16 protein-coding genes are annotated in these 19446 nt (G+C 42.7%); 7 read left to right on the plus strand and 9 right to left on the minus strand.

Annotated features, from left to right (window positions below):
- Nucleotides 1-76: 76 nt before the first annotated feature.
- From EAH55_RS16360 to EAH55_RS16375, 4 genes are all read right to left on the minus strand, one after another.
- Nucleotides 77-3139 (minus strand): efflux RND transporter permease subunit, encoded by a 3063-nt coding sequence (locus EAH55_RS16360; protein ID WP_121810583.1) that lies wholly within the window; start codon nucleotides 3137-3139, stop codon nucleotides 77-79.
- Complete coding sequence (locus EAH55_RS16365) at nucleotides 3136-4215, minus strand: efflux RND transporter periplasmic adaptor subunit (protein WP_121810584.1); 1080 nt, start codon at nucleotides 4213-4215, stop codon at nucleotides 3136-3138. Before EAH55_RS16365 ends, EAH55_RS16360 begins: the two co-directional genes overlap by 4 nt.
- A gap of 11 nt (nucleotides 4216-4226) precedes the next feature.
- Nucleotides 4227-5606 (minus strand): TolC family protein, encoded by a 1380-nt coding sequence (locus EAH55_RS16370; protein ID WP_121810585.1) that lies wholly within the window; start codon nucleotides 5604-5606, stop codon nucleotides 4227-4229.
- Nucleotides 5607-5754: 148 nt separating this feature from the next.
- A complete protein-coding gene (locus EAH55_RS16375; RefSeq protein WP_121810586.1) occupies nucleotides 5755-6366 on the minus strand; it encodes a TetR/AcrR family transcriptional regulator in 612 nt (203 codons plus the stop codon).
- Between the two features lie 567 nt (nucleotides 6367-6933).
- On the opposite strand from EAH55_RS16375, the gene EAH55_RS16380 reads away from it, so the two are divergent.
- Complete coding sequence (locus tag EAH55_RS16380) at nucleotides 6934-8352, plus strand: pectate lyase family protein (RefSeq protein WP_121810587.1); 1419 nt, start codon at nucleotides 6934-6936, stop codon at nucleotides 8350-8352.
- Between the two features lie 99 nt (nucleotides 8353-8451).
- On the opposite strand, the gene EAH55_RS16385 is transcribed toward EAH55_RS16380, so the two are convergent.
- Both EAH55_RS16385 and EAH55_RS16390 read right to left on the minus strand, forming a co-directional pair.
- Entirely contained in the window at nucleotides 8452-9435 is a 984-nt protein-coding gene (locus EAH55_RS16385; protein WP_121810588.1) for a hypothetical protein, read from the minus strand.
- 3 nt (nucleotides 9436-9438) lie between these two features.
- Entirely contained in the window at nucleotides 9439-10869 is a 1431-nt protein-coding gene (locus EAH55_RS16390; RefSeq protein WP_121810589.1) for an MBOAT family O-acyltransferase, read from the minus strand.
- A 275-nt stretch (nucleotides 10870-11144) separates the two neighbouring features.
- On the opposite strand from EAH55_RS16390, the gene EAH55_RS16395 reads away from it, so the two are divergent.
- Together EAH55_RS16395 and EAH55_RS16400 are read left to right on the plus strand one after the other, a co-directional pair.
- Nucleotides 11145-12707, plus strand: coding sequence for a M20/M25/M40 family metallo-hydrolase (locus tag EAH55_RS16395; protein WP_244228226.1), 1563 nt, complete (start codon nucleotides 11145-11147; stop codon nucleotides 12705-12707).
- Nucleotides 12708-12714: 7 nt separating this feature from the next.
- Nucleotides 12715-13812, plus strand: a complete 1098-nt coding sequence (locus EAH55_RS16400; protein ID WP_121810590.1) for an alginate lyase family protein — start codon at nucleotides 12715-12717, stop codon at nucleotides 13810-13812.
- Between the two features lie 48 nt (nucleotides 13813-13860).
- Here the strand turns inward: EAH55_RS16400 and EAH55_RS16405 are convergent, their stop codons facing one another.
- From EAH55_RS16405 to msrA, 3 genes are all read right to left on the minus strand, one after another.
- Nucleotides 13861-14892 (minus strand): class I fructose-bisphosphate aldolase, encoded by a 1032-nt coding sequence (locus tag EAH55_RS16405; RefSeq protein WP_121810591.1) that lies wholly within the window; start codon nucleotides 14890-14892, stop codon nucleotides 13861-13863.
- Between the two features lie 378 nt (nucleotides 14893-15270).
- Entirely contained in the window at nucleotides 15271-15786 is a 516-nt protein-coding gene (gene msrB / locus EAH55_RS16410; protein ID WP_121810592.1) for a peptide-methionine (R)-S-oxide reductase MsrB, read from the minus strand.
- Complete coding sequence (gene msrA, locus EAH55_RS16415) at nucleotides 15786-16394, minus strand: peptide-methionine (S)-S-oxide reductase MsrA (protein WP_121810593.1); 609 nt, start codon at nucleotides 16392-16394, stop codon at nucleotides 15786-15788. Before msrA ends, msrB begins: the two co-directional genes overlap by 1 nt.
- Nucleotides 16395-16546: 152 nt before the next feature.
- Between msrA and EAH55_RS16420 the strand changes: the two genes are divergently transcribed.
- The 4 genes from EAH55_RS16420 (at nucleotide 16547) to EAH55_RS16435 (ending at nucleotide 19273) form a co-directional block, all read left to right on the plus strand.
- Complete coding sequence (locus tag EAH55_RS16420; RefSeq protein WP_121810594.1) at nucleotides 16547-17101, plus strand: DUF1543 domain-containing protein; 555 nt, start codon at nucleotides 16547-16549, stop codon at nucleotides 17099-17101.
- 10 nt (nucleotides 17102-17111) lie between these two features.
- Nucleotides 17112-17975 carry an AraC family transcriptional regulator gene (locus EAH55_RS16425; RefSeq protein ID WP_121810595.1) on the plus strand — a complete coding sequence of 288 codons (864 nt, stop codon included), beginning with the start codon at nucleotides 17112-17114 and terminating at the stop codon, nucleotides 17973-17975.
- A gap of 70 nt (nucleotides 17976-18045) precedes the next feature.
- Nucleotides 18046-18696, plus strand: a complete 651-nt coding sequence (locus tag EAH55_RS16430; protein WP_121810596.1) for an HD domain-containing protein — start codon at nucleotides 18046-18048, stop codon at nucleotides 18694-18696.
- A gap of 70 nt (nucleotides 18697-18766) precedes the next feature.
- Complete coding sequence (locus EAH55_RS16435; protein WP_162996906.1) at nucleotides 18767-19273, plus strand: hypothetical protein; 507 nt, start codon at nucleotides 18767-18769, stop codon at nucleotides 19271-19273.
- The last annotated feature ends 173 nt before the right edge of the window (nucleotides 19274-19446 follow it).

Here is a 19446-nt window from a genome sequence, read left to right on the forward strand (position 1 = left end):
ACATATTGAGCATATGCAGTTAACAAATTATACAAACTCCGGCGGCATTTTTATTGAGCCGCCGGGGTTAATAACTTTATTGAGCTGTTTGCTCGTCGACCGTAATAGCCGGCGGAATCAACTCATAAACTATCGGCGTTACTATCCTTGATAACAAGGTAGAGCTGATTAGCCCTCCTATCAACACAATGGCTAATGGTGATATTAACGGATTGGTTGAAATGGCTATCGGGATCAAACCGCCGATTGCTGTAAGAGAGGTTAGGACGATAGGTAGAAAACGAACCTCGCCTGCTTCGCGGATAGCTTCCTGCAGGCTTCGGCCCTGCTGGCGCAACTGGTTGGTAAAATCAACCAGCAAAATAGTGTTCTTAACCTCGATACCGGCCAGCGCTATCAAGCCTATAATAGCTACGAACGAAAGCGAATTACCCGTAACCCAAAGCGCCACGGCTGCCCCTACCACCCCAAGCGGAATAACCGAAAGGATGATAAGCGTACTTTTAAAGGTCTTAAATAACAACACCAATACTGCTACAAATACAAACACGGTTACCAGGATAATGCTCATAAAACCGCCAAAGGAGTTGTTTCTTGATTCAACCTCGCCTCCCATCTCATAGCTATATCCCGGTGGCAATTTTAGCTTATCCATTTTTTGCGTTACATCGTCAATCACCCGGCTTACCAGAAAGCTTTTTTGTACATTGGCCTGTACCGATACTACACGCTTTTTTTCCTGGTGGTTAATAACTGCCGGCGATGCTTCCAATTGCAGATTTGCCACCTGGTTAAGCGGCAGCGCGCTTCCCTGTGCATTGTTCACATACAAATTGCGGAAGGCATCCATACTTGGGCGACCTTCTTTAATCCGCGTAAGCAAAATGGTATAACCATATTTATTATCATTATTATAATATGTACCCATGTCGAGCCCGGTGACGGCCAGTCTTGCAATTTGGTCAACAGCTAAGGAATTGACACCCAGTTGCTGTGCCTTTTCTTTGTTTACAGCTATGCGGATGTCGCTTTTCAGCAAACTTACCGGGTTATTTACATACATGGTACCTGCAGTTTGGTGCAGCAGTTTTTCAACTTTAAGCGAATAGGCACGCAATGTATCCAGGTTATCTCCAAACAAACGCACCTCTATCGGCGCTACTACGGGCGGGCCTTGTTCAAAGTTTTTCACTTCTACTTTAGCGCCGGGATAATGGGCCCAGCGGTTTTGTAATTTCTGGATGAGGGCAAGCTTTTCGTCGGGCCGGGTGTCATTGTCAAGCTGCACAAACAACTGCGCAAAATCGCTGCGGTTGTTTTCGGCAATTACATTGTAATAGATCCTTGGGTTACCATGGCCAACATTGGTAGCATAGTATTTGATAAGCGGCTCCTGCTTTAACTGCTTTTCTATCTCCCTTGTAACAGTATCTGTATAAGGCAGATTAGATTGATTGGGAGTTGTGATATTGATCAGGAATTGCGGTTTCTCTGAGGATGGAAACAAACTAAAACCAATCACCCCAAACAAATAAACAGAAGCCGTGAACAGTACGACCGCAACGCCAATAGTTAAAAACGGTTTCTGTAATGCTTTATCTAACAAACGGGCATAACTGCCGTGAATCAACTTTTTCAATCCACGCATGATCAGGTTGCCATCCGGGTGACCGGTATGGTTTTTCAGCAAACGACTTGACAGGAATGGGATAAAAGTTAAGGATACCAGCATTGATGCCAATACACAGAATATTACGGCTAATGGTAAACACCTGATGAAATCGCCTGAGCCCTCAGGTAAAAATACCAGCGGCATAAAGGCAATAATCAGGATAACCGTACAGCCTACAACGGCTTTACCAATTTGCCCGGTAGCTTTCAAGGTAGCCTCAAGCCTACTGTGACCTTCCAGCATCCAGCGTTCGATATTTTCCACCACCACAATACTATCATCAACCAAAAGCCCAAGCGCTACAACCAGGCCTACAATACTTAACTGGTTAAGATTGAAGCCAAAAAGCTGCAGCAATACAATACCTATGGCCAATGAAAGCGGGATAGAGATCATCACAATTACTGCCGGGCGAAACCCTAACGGCATCAGCGTAATGGCTACCAATAAAATAGCAATTATAAAATCATGGCTTAAGCCGGTTAAACGCCTGTTCACGTTATCGGCCTGATCAAAATTTTGAACAAGGTCGATATTGGCCGGTAATAGTTTCTTAAAGCCGGTGAGTACCTTACTGTAGTCGGCCTGGGTTTTATTGATGTTTTCGCCATCTTTTTGGGCGGCTACTACAAATACACAACGATGCCCGTTAAGGCGGGTGATGTGCTTTTCTTCGCCATAACCATAGTATACATGGGCAATATCTTTTAACAGGATATTTTTACCGTTGGCCGCATAAACCACGGTGCTATTTACAGCATCCAACGTACGGTAGTCATTACTTTTGATGTTGAAAGTTAAATGAGCGGCATCAATACTCCCACCGGGGATACTGGCCATTTCGCTGTGCAAGCTATTAACAACGGCACCAACCGGTAAATGCATTTGCGCCATTTTTTCCAGATCGAGTTCAACGCGTACCTGCTGACCGGGTAAACCATAAACAGAAACTTGCTTAAGTGAGGATACTTTCTCCAGCTCGTCTTGTAATTTTTCGGCAAAATGCTGCAGCTGACTGCGGGCGGCGTTTTCTGATACCAGCGCAACCTGCAACACGTTTACATCGGTAGGTTGCTGTTTCTGGATTTCGATACCGGCTACGTCTGTTGGTAGTTCGCTTCGCTTATTGTTTACCTCGCGAACTATTTCCTGGTATTTGGAGTCGATATTGCTGCTGTATTTATATTCAACCCTCAATACAGCTACGCCGTTGGATATCGTAGTGCGGATCCGTTTGATATCATCCAGACCGCCTATGGTTTTTTCCAGTGGTGTTACTACCCTATCTTCAATATACCGCGGACTTGTACCGGGATAATTAACAATAACCAGGAACGATGGCGGATGCATTTCCGGATCTTCCGAACGGGGCATATTGAGCATGGTGGTTATCCCTAAAGCTATGATCATGATAAAGATCACGAGGGTAAACTGGCTGTTTTTCACAGCATAATCTGAGATCCTCATCTGGCCGCGGTTTTAGGTGATTGAACTGTGATGGCACTGTTATCTGTAAGATATGCCGACCCGGATATGATCAATGATTTTGCATCGGCCAGCCCGCTGCTGATGGTTACCGTATTTTTATCGATACCGGCAACAGTTACCTTTATTTTATGCGCGGTTTTATTATCATCGGTTACAAATACATAACCGCTATTGCCGTCGCCATCTAATAACGCGTCATAAGGAATTTGCCAGGTGCCATTTTCGGCAGTTGCAGGGCGGGCCGGTGTTATTGTTGCTTTTCCAAACATCCCTGCGGCTATGGCCTGCGGCTTTTTACCAGTGATGGTAATATCAGCACTAAAAGTACCGGTGGCGGCATCAACACCTTCAGATTTCCTGCTTACCAGGCCTTGCAGTACCTGCCCGGGCATTGCCGTGGTTTGAATAGTTGCCTTATCATTAAGCTGCAATACGGCCCACTGGCTATCACTTATACCTACCCGTAACATCCACTTACCGGATTCGGCGCCGTTGGTTTGCAAAACAGCCGTTCCCGCGGTAACCTGTTGCCCTACATTGGCCAGCTTATGCAAAATAAAACCATCCTTAGGCGCACGGATCTCCGAATACTGGCGGTTAAATGTTGCCGTTTTTAACTGTTGCTGTGCCTGTTGCAAGGTGGTTTTACTGTTTTGCAGTTGCTCAAGGGTAGCTACACTGTCTTTATAAAGGTTTTGGGTACGTTCATAATCGCGCTGTGCTTTTTCGGTTGCCAGGGTAGCCTGTTGTACCTGCGCGTTAATTTCGGTTGGGTTAAGTGTTGCCAATAACTGCCCTCTTTTTACGGCATCGCCTTCTTTCACATTCAAGCCGCTGATGATACCGCCGATTTTAAAGGAGAGCATCACCTCATCATCGGTAGTGAACTGTCCGGATACCGCCATCGGAGCATTGTTGCTTTGCTGCGTCAGCTGCATAACCTGTACGGGGATGGTATCGGCCCCACCTTCATTACTAACCGCGGCGGGGTGTGATTTGCAGGCATATATAAATGGTATGCACAGCAATAAACCGGTGTATTTAATTTTTTTCATGTCTATCTGTTTTAGTTGGAGTTGTTAATTGGATAAGTAGCCTGTTGGCGTTCGAGCTCGGCGAGAGAAATTTGAAGATTAGCCTGCGCACCGGCCATTTGCAAACGTGCCCCTGTTAGCTGGTCTTGGGCATCTACCAGTTCAAGGTAAAGAAGCTGGCCTGCGCGGTAAGCCTTTAACTGATCATTATAATATTTGGCTGCAAACTGGAGTTGCGCGGTAACGCTTTTATAAGCGGCTTTGGCCGACTGGTAGTTATGATAAGCCTGATCGAGCTGTAGCTGTAATGATTGCTCTGTTTGATCAAGCTGGGCGGTGGCGGCATTATAATTAGCCTTTGATTGTTCGGCTTTATACTTACGCTGCCCGCCGGTAAAAATATCCCATTGCAGGTTTACGCCCCACAAATAGTAGCGGGTTTTATTGTTCACGTTAAAATCAAAACCCTGCGAACCCAGATCGATAAAGGTATTGAGCTTAGGGATAAAACCCGAGCGCTGCAATTTATAATCAAGCGTATAAACCTGTTGTAGCGTGCGCAGTTGTTTTAACTCCTCGCGTTGTTTTGTTCCTGCCGTGGTATCGGGAGCGGCAATAATATCCGCGATGGCTTCAGGTTCAACAATAATGGTATCCTGTAAAGAACGGTTGAGTAAAAAGTTAAAATATGATTTAGCGTTTTGTGTACTGTGCTGCGCCTGGATCAGGGCAGCGTTTGTTTTTTCTTTTTCGGTTTGAGAGCGTAGCAAAGCTGTTCCGTTCCGGACTCCGTTTCGCAGCATGCTTTCATTTTCGCGAATGTTTTCTTTGATCAGAGTCATCGCGCTGTTATAGGTTGCGATGCTTTGCAGCGATTGATAATACCGGTAATAAGCCGTTTTAATATCTTTTACCAACGCCCTTTTATAAACGTTTACCGCAGCCTGCTGGCTGGTGATCAGTTGCTGTTTGATCAGCTTATTATACCTGATTTCGGCATTAATGAGCGGCAGCGATGTCCGGACTTTGGCGTCGTAAAAATTATCGGGGTTGAGCAGAAATGATTCATTTTTTAATTGTGGAAACTTATTAGAATTGGTTAGCTGGTTTAATGCCATGTAAACAGGATTTACCAGGTCACCTACCGGAACATCTATAGTACGCCCCCCTGAGGATTTTGTATAACTGCCCAATAAACTTACTGTAGGCAGGTACATGGCCTGGGCTTCTTTCAAGGCAGCCATGGCCCTATCTAAATCAAATTGCTGCTCTTTTAAGCCCTGGTTTTGAGCAAATGCCGTAGCAATATAATCATCAAGCTGTTTATGGCTGCTTTGCCCCCACGCGCTTATGCCCAGCAACATGCATACCGCGATGATGGGAATTGACTTTATTTTGAACGATGTATACATAATGAACAATGTTTAGTATAAGAGTAAAAAAATTTATTTGACAGAACTATATTCAGCGCCATCAACATGATGTGATGTAACTGAACTAATATTTTTTATTAACAATTGTTTAACAAATGAACAGCGTTTAGTAATAGATTAAATTTTTTTAAATTGTTACAGCAGCTAAATAATCTTCCATTGATCTAATTAAAATTTCAGGTATGGCTTCTTCCGGCTGATCCATGATCTTTAAGCGGCAACGCAGATTTAGCGATACCAGGCCATGTGCCGTTGACCATATCAGAAGGGAAGCCTGGTGTAAATCTGTTAAACGAAGCAAATTTTTGCTGATGCAATCATTAAGACAATCAACCAAGAAAGCAAAGCAGTTACCGCCGTTTGCCTTATGAATTTCCTCATCTACATTCATTGGCGCCCGTATGATAAACATCAAATCGTAAAGCTCCGGGTTTTGCAAACCAAAATTGATATATGCCCTACCCACTTGCCTCAGCTTTTCAAGCGGATCTGTACTGGTAGCTTCCCTTTTAAAAACCTCCAGCAACTGACCATATGCCTCGCCCTGCACTTCGTACAAAAGCTCGTCCTTATCTTTAAAATACAGATATATAGTACCGGGGCTGTATTCTATAGCCTCAGCAATACTACGGATGGATGTTTTGGCGTAACCATCTTCCAGGAACATCTTCATGGCGGTAGCCCTGATGAGCTCCTTCATTTCTGTTTTTTCCCGTTCCTTTCTGTCAGTTACTCCCATAGTTAATTAAGTACATCACAAATGTAATGAACAGTGTTCATTAATTGCAAACTAAAATTCCATTTGACATTTTGAAAACAAAAACGTATATTAAGCATTAAAACAAAACAGTAACTATCTTGTTATCAACTATAAACCAACCTTATTACACAAAATTGGATTATTCATCCGTTCAAAATTCAGCACAAAAAAATATGAAGATGCTAAAATCCAATATCGTGAATTAAGAATATAATAATTTTTAGACCTAACATTAAGAATTTGTAAAGCAATTTTCACAGGCAAGCGTGTTAATTGTAAGTTAAAAAACACGAGATAAAACTCAGACTTCAAGCCCCAAACAACGAAAATTCAGTTTTCGTGTGAGATTAAATTGTCATAGAAATGTCACGAAGTGTGCAATTCTTTACAACTGCATACTTTACAAATACACACCATTTTATACGTTTAAACAACAGAATGGAAGCTTTTGAACTATCTAAGCTTTTAGTCTATATCTTTATGTAAAATTTAACGGTAATTTTTAATATAAGACCACGTTTCGAGGGCTTAATTAAAAATTATAACATGCAAAAAACAAAATCTTTAAACAAAATGACATTTGGCAGTTTGGCATTGAGTACGCTTCTTCTCATCGGGAGTTGCTCCAAAAATGCAGACAAACCAGTAACCGTTCCAATTAATGATTTAAATGCCAGTCAAAGTCTGGCCACAACAGCCACAACGCCCACCGTTTACACGATGGACGTTTCTTCGATCAGGAAAGATGAAGGCTATGCTTACAAAGTTAGCCCTATTCCTGTAGACGGAGATTCAAACACAGCGCCAACCGCTTCAACGCTTAAAGTTTATGAAAACGGCGTTGCATTAGGTCCGGCCCACTCGGTTCACACTGACATCAGGGATCTTGGTAAAGGTCGCTTCAGTCACTGGGCCAACGGATTGTACTTTTCAACTTCTGACAACAGCAGCCCTCTGACAAACGGAAGAAAGTACACCTACACCCTTACCGGTACAGCAAGCAGCGGTTCAAGTTCATCAACTGCTCCTTCTACAGGTTCTTCAACAGCCACTGGCTCTGTTTTAAGTACAGTATTAACCGGCTACGCTGCTGTTAGCGGAACTACTACAGGCGGTAAAGGCGCAACTGCCGTTACTGTAAGCACACTTGCTGCGTTCAAATCTGCGGTAGCAGGCAATTCGCCCAAAATTGTCTATGTTTCCGGAACAATTAGCGGATCAGGCTTAACTCCTGTGTATGTTGGTTCAAATACCACCATCATCGGTAAAACCGGCGCCGTTTTATCAAGCCTGAACCTTTATTTATTCACTGTAAGCAACATCATCATTCAAAACGTTACGTTTAGAAACTACGTAACCGAATGTGGTATCTATGTTAAATTCCAATCACATCACGTTTGGATTGACCATTGCGATTTTGCTACAGACCGCAGCCATGGCTGGGATTACTGGGGTAAAGATATCGGCGTTGCCGAAGGTTCTGACTACGTAACCATTTCCTGGAACAAATTCCATGACACTTACCTGTCACTGCTTATTGGTTCGGTAACAAGCGACGCTGTTGCAGCCAACACAGGCAAATTACACGTTACAATACACCACAACTATTGGTACAATGTGTCTGAAAGGGAACCTACTTTGGTATTCGGTAGCATTCACATGTACAACAACTACCACTTAAACAATGATGGTTATTCTATTGGTGCAAGGTACGGCGGTACAGTAAGAACAGATAATGAGTATTTCTCAGGCTGTAAAAAACCACTTACTACTAACTTAGATGGCGATCCGGTAGGTTACTTCAGCGGTACAACAACTAACGTTTATAATAATTGCGGTAAAAATGACATTACCTCGTCTTTATCAACCTGGGTACCTTCTTACTCTTACAGCTCTGTGCTTGACGCTGCTGCAAACGTTCCGACAGTAGTAACAGCAGGTGCTGGTGTTAAAGCAGTTAACTAATTAAATCATTCACCCTACGCTTAAGCAATTAAGCAAAAAGGCCGCTTTATGAATCATCATAAAGCGGCCTTTTTTATTGTTCGGACTGGTGGTATAGTATCAATTTAAAGATCCATGTATATCGTTCTTACTCAAATATTGAACGTTAGCCTCAGGGTTCAATATTTTTTTCATGAAAGCAGCAACGGTATCGGTATATAAATCGGCCCCCCGGCTGTTTAAATGCGCCCTGTCTGAATAATATTCGGGATTTTTAAAATATACATCGTTGGTGAAGTCATGGAAAATAACTTTATTGTTATTGCAGATACTTTTCATTTTAAGATAAGAATTTTGTTGGGTATCGTCATTATATCTTGGCGATACAAAAACAAATAGCTGGATCTTTTGCCGCTTGCATTCGTTGATCAGCAAATTGAGCGCCTCTACATTATCGGCCGATATACTATCGGAATACGGTTTAAGCGATGTATGGGTTGAAACCTTGCTGACATCCATTTTATTAGTCAAAGGGTCAAATCCCATAACGGCATTTCCTGATGATAAAAAGTAATGCTGAAATATAGAAACCACCTGGCCGTTGTAGCGATAGGTTTGTAGATGGCTTTTTAACAGTTCCAGTTTACCTTTCTTTTCTATCATATTGCCAACAACATCCGATTGTTTTAAGTAAGGTAATAATATCGAAAGCCTGCTTTTTTCATCTTCCTTTTCACTTAACACATCGCTGGTTACATCTAAAACAACCACCTTGGGGATATGGCGCTGCAACGCCAACTCAAATATTGCGGTGCTGTATAAAAGCCCCTCGCCATCTCTGCCCCCATTAAAACAACTTAGTTTCAGGCTATCTTTTATAAGTGATGAGTTATAATGGTGCGACGCCCTTGAACTGCCCAAAACCAATACATCCTCGTTTAACTTATATACTACATGATTAGCTACAGCATACTCGCCCGAAACCTGGTGGGTGAAAAAATAATAAAGGCAAGCGCCCGCTATCTGATCAACAGCTACGAAGGCCACAATCATCAACAACAGCCTTATAAAGAACTTATTGCTATTTTCTTTTAACCGTTTCATAATTTAAAACTGAAAATAAATGAATTGCCCGCCATCAAAAACCCCAAACAACAGGATGATAAAAATCAGCCCTAAATAGGAAGCCATGCGCACGCCCCAGTTTTCATTGTGCAGAAAGCGTAACGACCGGAGATTGTATTCCTGTTTCAATTCGTAAAAAAACAGGGCGGCTATCGCCATAAAGTCATATAAAAAATAAGTAGGCTCACCTATAAAGAAACCTGATTTATAAACAAAAATCCCTTTTAGCAAACCCCAGGCCTGCTCCAAAGAAACGGCCCTGAAAAAAATCCAGCTTATAGTAACCAGGAAAATGGTAAATGCAATATTTAAGAAATTGGCCAGTCCACCTTTGCCTATGCCTAATTTATTCGCCACGGCCGCCCTCCATTTTTGAGTCGCCATGCCGCATACCAGATAAAAGCCATGCAGGGCGCCCCATACAATAAATGTCCAGTTGGCACCATGCCACAGGCCGCTGATCATAAATACGGCAAATAAGTTAAAGTACAACCGGCTTTTACTAACCCGGTTGCCGCCTAAGGGGATATATACATAATCTTTAAACCAGGTTGAGAGTGAGATATGCCACCTGCTCCAAAATTCGCTTATGCTTTTGGCAAAATAAGGCCGTTTAAAATTCTCCATTAGTTTAAAGCCCATAACCCTTGCGCTGCCTATGGCAATATCCGAATAACCCGAAAAGTCGCAATAGATCTGCACGGCAAAAAATAGCGAAGCCAGTACAAGAGTGGCCGATCCGTGTTCGGGGTAATTGGCAAAAACAGTTTTTACATATATCGATAACCTATCGGCAACAACAACCTTTTTAAAAAAGCCTATCAGCATTCTTTTTAACCCTTCAGAAACATCGAGCGCGTTAAACTGATGGTATTCCTTAAACTGGTGCAGCAGGTTTTGAGGGCGTTCAATTGGGCCCGCAACCAACTGTGGGTAAAACATGACGTATAGGGCGTAGATGCCGAAATGATGCTCGGCCTTTTGATGGCCACGATAAACCTCAATGGTATAGCTCATGGCCTGAAATGTGTGAAATGACAACCCTATCGGCAGCAGGATCTGTAAAAACGGAATTGGGTTAGTGTATCCCATCCAGTATAATATTCCTGATAAATTAGCATTAAAAAAATTGAAGTACTTAAATACCGCCAGAACGCCAATGTTTGCCGTAAGACTTAGTATTAACAGCAGCTTTTTCTTTTTAGGGTCGGTAACTTTTTCAAGATAGATGCCGGCGATATAATCGATAATAATGGTAAAAAACAAAATGAGTATGTATATGGCCTTGAAGAACATATAAAAATAGCAGCTTGCCGCAAGCAGCAACATCCACCTGAATTTATGCGGTAACAGGAAGTACAAAACTGTCACCACCGGAAAAAATAGGAGAAAAGTAAATGAGTTGAAAATCATTGTCAGGCACTTTTTGGTCAATTAAACCTACCTGAAAATAAAATGATATAAAATAGCGTCACATCAATCGTATATCATTGTGTAAAATCACGAAACAAACTTCACATTAGTGTTTTCACGCTTTTAAACATTCACAGGGGCGGCACGTGTAAAGTTTTCCTTTCAGGAAAAAAAAGCTAAAAACTCAACTAACACTTTGCAATATTTATGTTACCAAGAAATATCCTTTTGGATAAAACGTATTACCTCCCCTGCTTTTTTATATTTTAGACCTTATGAAACATATTTACCATTATACCGGCAGCAGCCTTTGGAGTAAGGCAAGGCCATTTATTTTAGGCATGTTGCTTTGCAGCGGCATAGCTTCGGCACAATCCAGCAATCCTGTTATCAACAGCATCATGACCGAAGAAACCTCCAACTCGCAATTGGAAAAACTTGCACATGAGTTGTTTGATGGTATCGGTCCGCGTTTGGTTGGTACGCCACAAATGAAACAGGCTAATGACTGGGCAGTAGCTAAATATAAAAGCTGGGATATCCAGGCTAAAAACGAAAAATGGGGTGAATGGCGCGGCTGGGAACGCGGCGTATCGCATATTGATATGGTATCGCCAAGGGTAAAATCATTAGAAGGTACCCAACTGGCCTGGAGTCCGGGCATGGGCAAAAAAACCACTACTGCCGAAGTGATCATTCTGCCGGATGTGGCCGATTCTGTAGCGTTTCAGCAATGGCTGCCTAATGTTAAAGGCAAGTTTGTAATGATCTCGATGCTGCAGCCAACAGGCAGGCCCGATTATAACTGGCAGGAATTTGCGCTTAAAGAATCGTTTGATAAAATGAAGGCCGACCGTACCGCCCAGACTGATGCCTGGAAAAAACGTATCAGCAAAACCGGGTTTACCAATAAAACATTACCGGTAGCATTGGAAAACGCCGGAGCCGCAGGGATCCTGACCAATAACTGGTCGGCTGGTTTTGGGGTTGATAAGATCTTTGCCGCCTATACTAAAATTGTACCTACAGTTGATATTTCATTAGAAGATTATGGCATGCTATACCGCCTGAGTGAATCAGGAAACAAACCGGTGATCAGCATCCACTGCGAATCAAAAGAACTGGGCGTAGTGCCAACCTTTAATACAATTGCCGAGATCAAGGGCTCTGAAAAACCAAACGAATATGTAATGTTGAGTGCTCACTTTGATTCATGGGACGGCGGCACCGGCGCGACAGATAACGGTACCGGCACCCTGACCATGATGGAGGCCATGCGCCTGCTGAAAAAATTCTATCCGCACCCAAAACGTACCATATTGGTAGGCCATTGGGGAAGCGAAGAAGAAGGGCTGAACGGCTCACGCGCCTTTGTTGAGGATCATCCTGAAATTGTAAGTAACCTGCAGGCATTATTTAATCAGGACAATGGTACCGGCCGTGTAGTGAACCTTACCGGCCAGGGTTTTGTTGAAGCTAAAGATTACTTAAGCAAATGGCTTGCCGCCGTACCGGATACTATCAAAAACCGGATCAAAACCGTATTCCCGGGTCAACCTGGTGGCGGTGGTTCTGACTTTGCTTCATTTGTAGCCGTTGGTGCTCCTGGCTTTTCATTAAGCTCGCTTAACTGGTCGTACGGATCATACACCTGGCATACCAATCGCGATACTTATGACAAAGTGGTATTTGACGATTTGAAAAACAACGCAATTTTAGCCGCTATTATGGCTTACATGGCCAGCGAAGACCCACAAAAAACCGTAAACACCAAAACTGAAGGCATTAAATGGCCGGCACAGGTAAAGGCAACGCGCCGGGGCGGATTGGATAAGTAAGTTAAGGATGAGATACTATAAAATAAGCTTATTTGCATTTCTGCTGATGCTATGCGGCTTTACCCCGAAAGCTCAGGAAAATAATAAAACCAAATTTGTGCACCCTGGTATTTTAAATACCAGGGCCAGTTTGGATTACATCAGCACACAACTAAAAGCAGGTGATACGATGCGTACGGCCGCCTATCAAAAAGTGCTTGATTTTATTAAAGACCATGACTACCCGGCTTCGTTTCCCTCAACTATTGTAGTTGGCTCAAACGGCGCTACTTCGCCTTCAAAAACACAGATCAGGAAGGATTGCGAACTGGTTTACGCCTTCGCGCTTGCCTGGGCTGCTACCGGTAATGCAGATTATGCCCAAAAAGCTATTGGTTTGTTGAACGGTTGGGCTTATGCTTTTAAGGATTATGGCCTACTGGCAGGAAAAACTAATCCCAACCAACCCGATCTTGAAGCGTCATGGACTACGCCAAGCTTTGTAGCTGCCGCCGAGATCATCAGGCATTACAAAGTAAAGGGCAAATCCGCAGGATGGGCGGCTGCTGATGTTGAGCAGTTCAGCAAGTATCTTGTTACCGTAAAGGATAACTATATTAACAAGATCCCCGATTATAAAAACAATTGGGATGCATCAGCAGGTTATGCAAAAATGGCTATCGGTGTGTTTTTAAATCAGGATTCGGTTTATCGTGCTGGTTATAATTTATTGGTAAAAGAATTACCAAACATTATCCAGCCGGATGGCACCCTACCCGAGCTTTGCGTACGTAAAGATTGCGTGCATTATCAATACTCATTAGCAGCGTATACCTATGCGGCGGCCATTGCTAAAATACATGGCGATAACAGCCTGTGGCAGATCAGTAATAAAAACATCAGCCTTGGCTATGATTTTATGCGCAAAGCCTACGAACAAAAAACAGGCTGTGATTACTGTGATTTAAACAGCCGCATTTTTCCGGGAGTCGAGGTCGCCTACGGTCACTACGAAACCGATAACTTAAAATACCTGAGGGGTTTGCAGGCACCGCTCGGTGTTCCTATCGATAATACTTTTTTGGGTTTTACAACCTATACTCATTACAAGGTTAAAGGATTGTAAAACCATACAAAACAAGAAAGCCGCCTGACTCAGGCGGCTTTCTTGTTTTTAGGCTACCGGGTGCTTCTCCAGCTCCGGTGTATATTTACCATCACGGGCTATCGTGTTAATATGTGCCCTTTCATAAAGCAATGTTTGCGCTTCTGCTATATTTTCGTCGTTTCCACCCCATTTTTCAAGGGCGGGTTGCTGTACCGCACGCGAGTATGAGAAAGTTAAAGCCCATGGCATTTTATCTTTGAAACGTACGTGCATAGCATTCAGACGTTCTGAAGCTAATTCGGGAGATTGGCCGCCAGAAAGGAACGCGATACCGGGAACAGAAGCAGGCACACAGCGTAAAAAGCAGCTAATAGTGGCATCGGCTACAGCATCTGCACTGTCCTGTTGCGCGGCTTTAATACCAGGGACTATCATATTAGGCTTTAATATCATACCCTCAAAATTTACCCTTTGCTGGTACAACTGGTTAAATACGGTATGTAAAACCTCGTTGGTTACATCGGCACAGGTTTTAAGTGAATGGTCGCCATCCATTAAAACTTCGGGCTCAACAATAGGCACAATACCAACTTCCTGGCATATAATAGCATAACGGGCCAGCAGAAAAGCATTGGCCTTGATGCTGCCGCTTGTAGGAGTATTTTCACCTATAGTTATAACGGCACGCCATTTGGCAAAGCGCGCGCCCATTTTATAATATTCGGTCAAACGTTCGTGCAAACCATCAAGCCCCTCGGTTATTTTTTCACCAGGGAAACCATCCATGTTCCGGGCGCTTTCGTCTACCTTAATACCGGGGATAATTCCTTTTTCCTTCAGGATATCTACAAACAGTTTACCTTCTGCAGTACTTTGCCTTATGGTTTCATCAAACAAAATGGCCCCGCTTATGGCTTCCTCCAGTTTTGGCGTATTCACGATGAGGTCGCGGTATTTGCGGCGGTATTCTTCGGTTTGCGGGATATTCAATGCCTTGAAACGTTTGTTACAGGTCGCGGTACTTTCGTCCATTGCCAAAAGGCCTTTATTACCGGCCATTAGCTGTTTTGCGATATCTTTCAGGTTTTGGAGTTCCATAAGTAATTTGCTTGATTGTTGCTGAATAACACAAGTTAATTCATACTTGTTTTAAGCGGCTCAGGGAATATTACACCTTTACTTAGGCGTGACTTTAGCGGATGAATTAATGTAACGATTATCTTAAAGTATCTGCTTCAAGAACGCCTCCGGGTCCTCTCCGAGAGCCCCGAAAAGATAAAAGATAAATCATAATAACCGAACCAATTAATCATTCATTGCCGTTGACTTTAGTCAACGAAATAATGTTAAAAAGCGACGGGCTTTAGCCCAAATACGTATGCATTTGGGCTAAAGCCCGTTTTATTCATTAATTAACCGTCGACTAAAGTCGGCAGCAATGAAATAACCTCGTTTTCAGATAACTTTTGAGATGGGTTACAACCCAAACCCTTCAGGCACAAAATCAAGCGAAACAGAATTCATGCAAAACCTTTTATGAGTTGGCGGAGGACCGTCATCAAAAATGTGTCCCAGGTGCGAATCGCAACGGGCGCAAAGCACCTCGGTACGTTGCATACCATATGAGTTATCTTCTTTATAAATAACACTATTTTTACGTACCGGCTCGTAAAAACTTGGCCATCCGCAGTCGCTTGCAAATTTGGCATCCGAACGAAAAAGTTTGTTGCCACATACCGCACAATAATAAGTGCCTTTGGTATCTTTATTCCAAAGCTTACCGGTAAAAGCACGCTCTGTTTCCTGCTCCCTCGCTGTAGCATATAAGGCCGCAGGCAGGATCTTTTTCCACTCCGCGTTGGATACATTCAAATGTTTGGTATCCGTATTGGAATAATAAGGATTATTTTCGTGCCCTTTTATTTTAGGTTGCTGCGCAAACGCGCTGGTAGCAAAACAAAACAAGGCTGATATGATATACACCGCTTTCATTATTGTTTCAATTTGTCTTTAAATACCTTCTTAAATTTCTCCAACTCAGGTTGGATCACATATTTGCAGTAAGGCTGACTGCCGTTCTGGTTAAAATAGTTCTGGTGATAATTTTCGGCCTTGTAAAAAGCTTTATAAGGAGTTACCTCGGTTACAATCGGATCTTTATAAGCTTTCTCTGCATTTAGTTTACTAATGTAATATTGAGCCTTTTGTTTTTGTTGGGCATTATGATAAAATATAGCCGAGCGGTATTGCGTACCCACATCATTACCCTGCCTGTTTAATTGAGTTGGGTCATGCGCTACAAAAAATGCCGCAAGCAACTCGTCATACGTAATCTTTGCAGGATCATAGATAATATTACAGGCTTCGGCATGGCCGGTTGTGCCGGTGCAAACCAACTCATAAGATGGGTTAGCTACATGCCCCCCTGAAAAACCCGAAACTACTTTTTCCACGCCTTTCAATTGCTGAAATTTGGCTTCGGTACACCAAAAACAGCCGGTAGCAAAGGTGGCTGTATCCAAACCTTTTTTAGGGCCGGATGCAAAAACAGAGAAACAAGCCGTTAATAACACGGCTATCGAACAAATGATTTTTTTCATGTATATCAAATAGATTTTAATACGAAGCGTATTTATAGCAACTAACGTAAAAAATATAGTTAGCGTTGAACAAAGTTACCACTTTAACACTTTGTGATAGTTGTTTGACAAACTCGTTACATTAGCCTCCCGGCATATGCTAACTTTAAACCATGGAAAACCTGAAACTTTTTATGCTGATGCTGGGCTGCAAACCACCCGGAAGACATGTAGAACAACATGACGTTTTCTTTGGGATAGCGTCATCACTACGCGACCTTGTTCCCGAGATCCAGGCGTTTTGGCCGGAGCCCGAAAAAATCCACATTGATGCGTGGCGAGAAGTAAATGCAGTTGATGGTTACGCAGTTAAGATAGCTCCACGAAGCGACAGCAACCTCCAGGACAATAAACTATTCTTTATTAACCTTGGCGGCTATCAGCCTAATAAGTTTGAAGAACAGCACTACGTTGTACTCACTGTTCAGGAAAATTTTGCTTCGGCTTCAAAAAACGCTAAGGAAACCTTCTTCTTTAAAAACAATCATTTCGATGGTGCTAACTCACACATAGATGATAAATATGGTGTTGATGTTGACGACATTTACAACGTAGAAGATATTTTGAACACCGCCCAGAAGGAAAAATATCAGCTTAAACTTATCCCGAATGCAGACCTTCCGGAAGATAAGATCACGCTTGGCTATTTTAAGTTAAGCAATTTATAATAGTGTAGCTATGAAGAAGCCTGAACATCCGAATATTATTGCCGACCGTGATATCAAAGATTCATTCTCTATAGAAAGCTGGGAGAAAAAGCATTTTGATGATCAACGGGTGCATAGGGCAACGTATAACCGGATATTTTTAATTACCTCAGGTTCGGGCCAGGCGATTATTGACAATTCATCGTACACGATTGCAGGCAATCAACTCTTGTTGGTTGCCAAAGGGCAACTTTTTACCTTTTCTGCTGATACCGTTTTGACAGGCCATGCCATCTGCTTTGGCGACTGCTTTTGGGAGCGAGCACCGCAAAGCGCTAATAACTGCAAGGCAGTATTATTTAATAATGCCTCTGATAACCAGCAAATACCATTAAACAACGATGATCTGCAGGAGCTAAGTCCACTTTTTGAAATTCTGCATACTGAATTTACAAAAGCACCTTACATCAATAAGCTTGATGCTATGGCGGCATATTTAAAGATCATCATGATTAAAATAGCCAATATCAACGTATTACTAAGCAAGGGCTATGATAGTTACGACAACCAACTGTACCGCCAGTTCCTGGAGCTGGTGAGCCGCCAATATCAGAACACGCATGAGGTTGCCGAATTTGCCAAACAAATGGGAATCTCCACACGCAAACTTACCGAGCTTTGCAATCACTGTGCAGGTAAAGGCGCAAAGGACATCATTAACGGGCAGCTCATTTCTGAAGCCAAACGCTCGTTACAGTTTTCGACGAAGCCGGTAAAGGAAATTGCTTACCATCTTAACTTTTCAACGCCCGAGCAATTCAGTCATTTCTTTAAAAAGAACACGCTGGTATCTCCTCATCAATACAGGTCGCACTTTGTACATATTGACATGTGATTAGCCTGTTTTAACATCTTTAGCCGATGGTACCGGCATAATTTTGAGGCATATTAATTCCGTTAAAATTATGTCAGTAAACAAAGTAAAATCAATAGCCGGGATCACCATTCCTGATAGTACTATCGCCAATCATGCCACCGAACTTTTATTGGAGCACGGCACCGAGTTCATCTACAATCACTCACTCAGGGTGTTTATCTTTTCGTCACTTAACGGCGAGCGCAGGCAATTAAAATATGACCCGGAATTGCTGTACGTCAGTTCCATATTTCATGACCTGGGATTAACGCCACATTATAGCAGTCCGGATAAACGCTTTGAGGTAGATGGTGCCAACGCTGCACGTGAATTTCTGAAAAGTTATGGACTACCTAAAGATCAACTGCAACTGGTGTGGGATATCATTGCCCTGCACACCACTATTGGTATAGCAGAACACAAAGAGCCGGAAGTGGCGTTGATGTACTCAGGGGTTGGCCTCGATGTAATGGGCGAAGGCTATGAAAACCTGAGCGTTGTACACAGGGAAGAGATCATAACCGCCTTCCCGCGAAATGATTTTAAGAAGAAGATCATCCCTACTTTTTTTGGCGGATTTGAGCATAAAACTGAAACTACTTTTGGTAATATCAAGGCAGATGTTTGCGCTTACATGATCCCCAATTTTCACCGCAAGAATTTTTGCGATTGTATCCTGCATTCGCCGTGGAAAGAATAATGGAATTTTAAAACATTTTGCCTTTTTGATAATTGTATCATTATCAATTAACCAATTAAAAATTTCCGTTATGAAACATGCATTCATTTTTGGGACTACCATTTTTCTAAGTGAACGAAACACGCTCACTTACAGTGATGGGCTTAGCAATATTGAGTTTTTGAGGATATTGTCATTTTATGACAACCAAAAAGGCAAAGTGCTTTCCATTGACGCCAACATTAACGCGCCAAACGGCGAAGTGATCAGGATAAGCGCCAACAACAATGAAAACAACGCGAATGTGCAGCTCAATGTAACCAGCGGTCGCATCAAAGTATTTCAACCTGGTCATGCCGAACCCGTACTGGATGTTTACCAGTTCGATCCGCATGAATATCCAGGTTTATCAAGTCATGTGTTAAATGAAATTCATGCGCAGCATCCCGATCATGTGGTGACTATTAAAGGCAATTTCTTTGTTGGCGGGGCGCATTTCCTGATTGAAAATGAAAAGATGTTCATTGATAATAATGGCTATGCCAATGGTGTAGAAAATGCCCATAACGGCGTGATTTTATCGGCGGCCGTGGCTTAGTAACAAGTTGTTATAAATAGTAATGCTGTCCAAAGTCTCCGACTTCGGACGACTATGCATGTAGTCTGTGACTACATGATTTTTGCAGATCGCGTTATATGCCTGTAGTTGCAAACTACAGGCATATAAATTCGAAGTCAAAGACTTCGAACAGCCAATTACCTCATTCCTCG

This window comes from Mucilaginibacter kameinonensis (assembly GCF_003675385.1).
GTDB lineage: Bacteria > Bacteroidota > Bacteroidia > Sphingobacteriales > Sphingobacteriaceae > Mucilaginibacter > Mucilaginibacter kameinonensis.

What these genes read in the sequence shown, in the direction of transcription:
- EAH55_RS16360 (WP_121810583.1), bottom strand. Translation starts at nt 3,139, where the DNA reads ATGAGGATCTCAGATTATGCTGTGAAAAACAGCCAGTTTACCCTCGTG.
- EAH55_RS16365 (WP_121810584.1), bottom strand. Translation starts at nt 4,215, where the DNA reads ATGAAAAAAATTAAATACACCGGTTTATTGCTGTGCATACCATTTATA.
- EAH55_RS16370 (WP_121810585.1), bottom strand. Translation starts at nt 5,606, where the DNA reads ATGTATACATCGTTCAAAATAAAGTCAATTCCCATCATCGCGGTATGC.
- EAH55_RS16375 (WP_121810586.1), bottom strand. Translation starts at nt 6,366, where the DNA reads ATGGGAGTAACTGACAGAAAGGAACGGGAAAAAACAGAAATGAAGGAG.
- EAH55_RS16380 (WP_121810587.1), top strand. Translation starts at nt 6,934, where the DNA reads ATGCAAAAAACAAAATCTTTAAACAAAATGACATTTGGCAGTTTGGCA.
- EAH55_RS16385 (WP_121810588.1), bottom strand. Translation starts at nt 9,435, where the DNA reads ATGAAACGGTTAAAAGAAAATAGCAATAAGTTCTTTATAAGGCTGTTG.
- EAH55_RS16390 (WP_121810589.1), bottom strand. Translation starts at nt 10,869, where the DNA reads ATGATTTTCAACTCATTTACTTTTCTCCTATTTTTTCCGGTGGTGACA.
- EAH55_RS16395 (WP_244228226.1), top strand. Translation starts at nt 11,145, where the DNA reads ATGAAACATATTTACCATTATACCGGCAGCAGCCTTTGGAGTAAGGCA.
- EAH55_RS16400 (WP_121810590.1), top strand. Translation starts at nt 12,715, where the DNA reads ATGAGATACTATAAAATAAGCTTATTTGCATTTCTGCTGATGCTATGC.
- EAH55_RS16405 (WP_121810591.1), bottom strand. Translation starts at nt 14,892, where the DNA reads ATGGAACTCCAAAACCTGAAAGATATCGCAAAACAGCTAATGGCCGGT.
- msrB (WP_121810592.1), bottom strand. Translation starts at nt 15,786, where the DNA reads ATGAAAGCGGTGTATATCATATCAGCCTTGTTTTGTTTTGCTACCAGC.
- msrA (WP_121810593.1), bottom strand. Translation starts at nt 16,394, where the DNA reads ATGAAAAAAATCATTTGTTCGATAGCCGTGTTATTAACGGCTTGTTTC.
- EAH55_RS16420 (WP_121810594.1), top strand. Translation starts at nt 16,547, where the DNA reads ATGGAAAACCTGAAACTTTTTATGCTGATGCTGGGCTGCAAACCACCC.
- EAH55_RS16425 (WP_121810595.1), top strand. Translation starts at nt 17,112, where the DNA reads ATGAAGAAGCCTGAACATCCGAATATTATTGCCGACCGTGATATCAAA.
- EAH55_RS16430 (WP_121810596.1), top strand. Translation starts at nt 18,046, where the DNA reads ATGTCAGTAAACAAAGTAAAATCAATAGCCGGGATCACCATTCCTGAT.
- EAH55_RS16435 (WP_162996906.1), top strand. Translation starts at nt 18,767, where the DNA reads ATGAAACATGCATTCATTTTTGGGACTACCATTTTTCTAAGTGAACGA.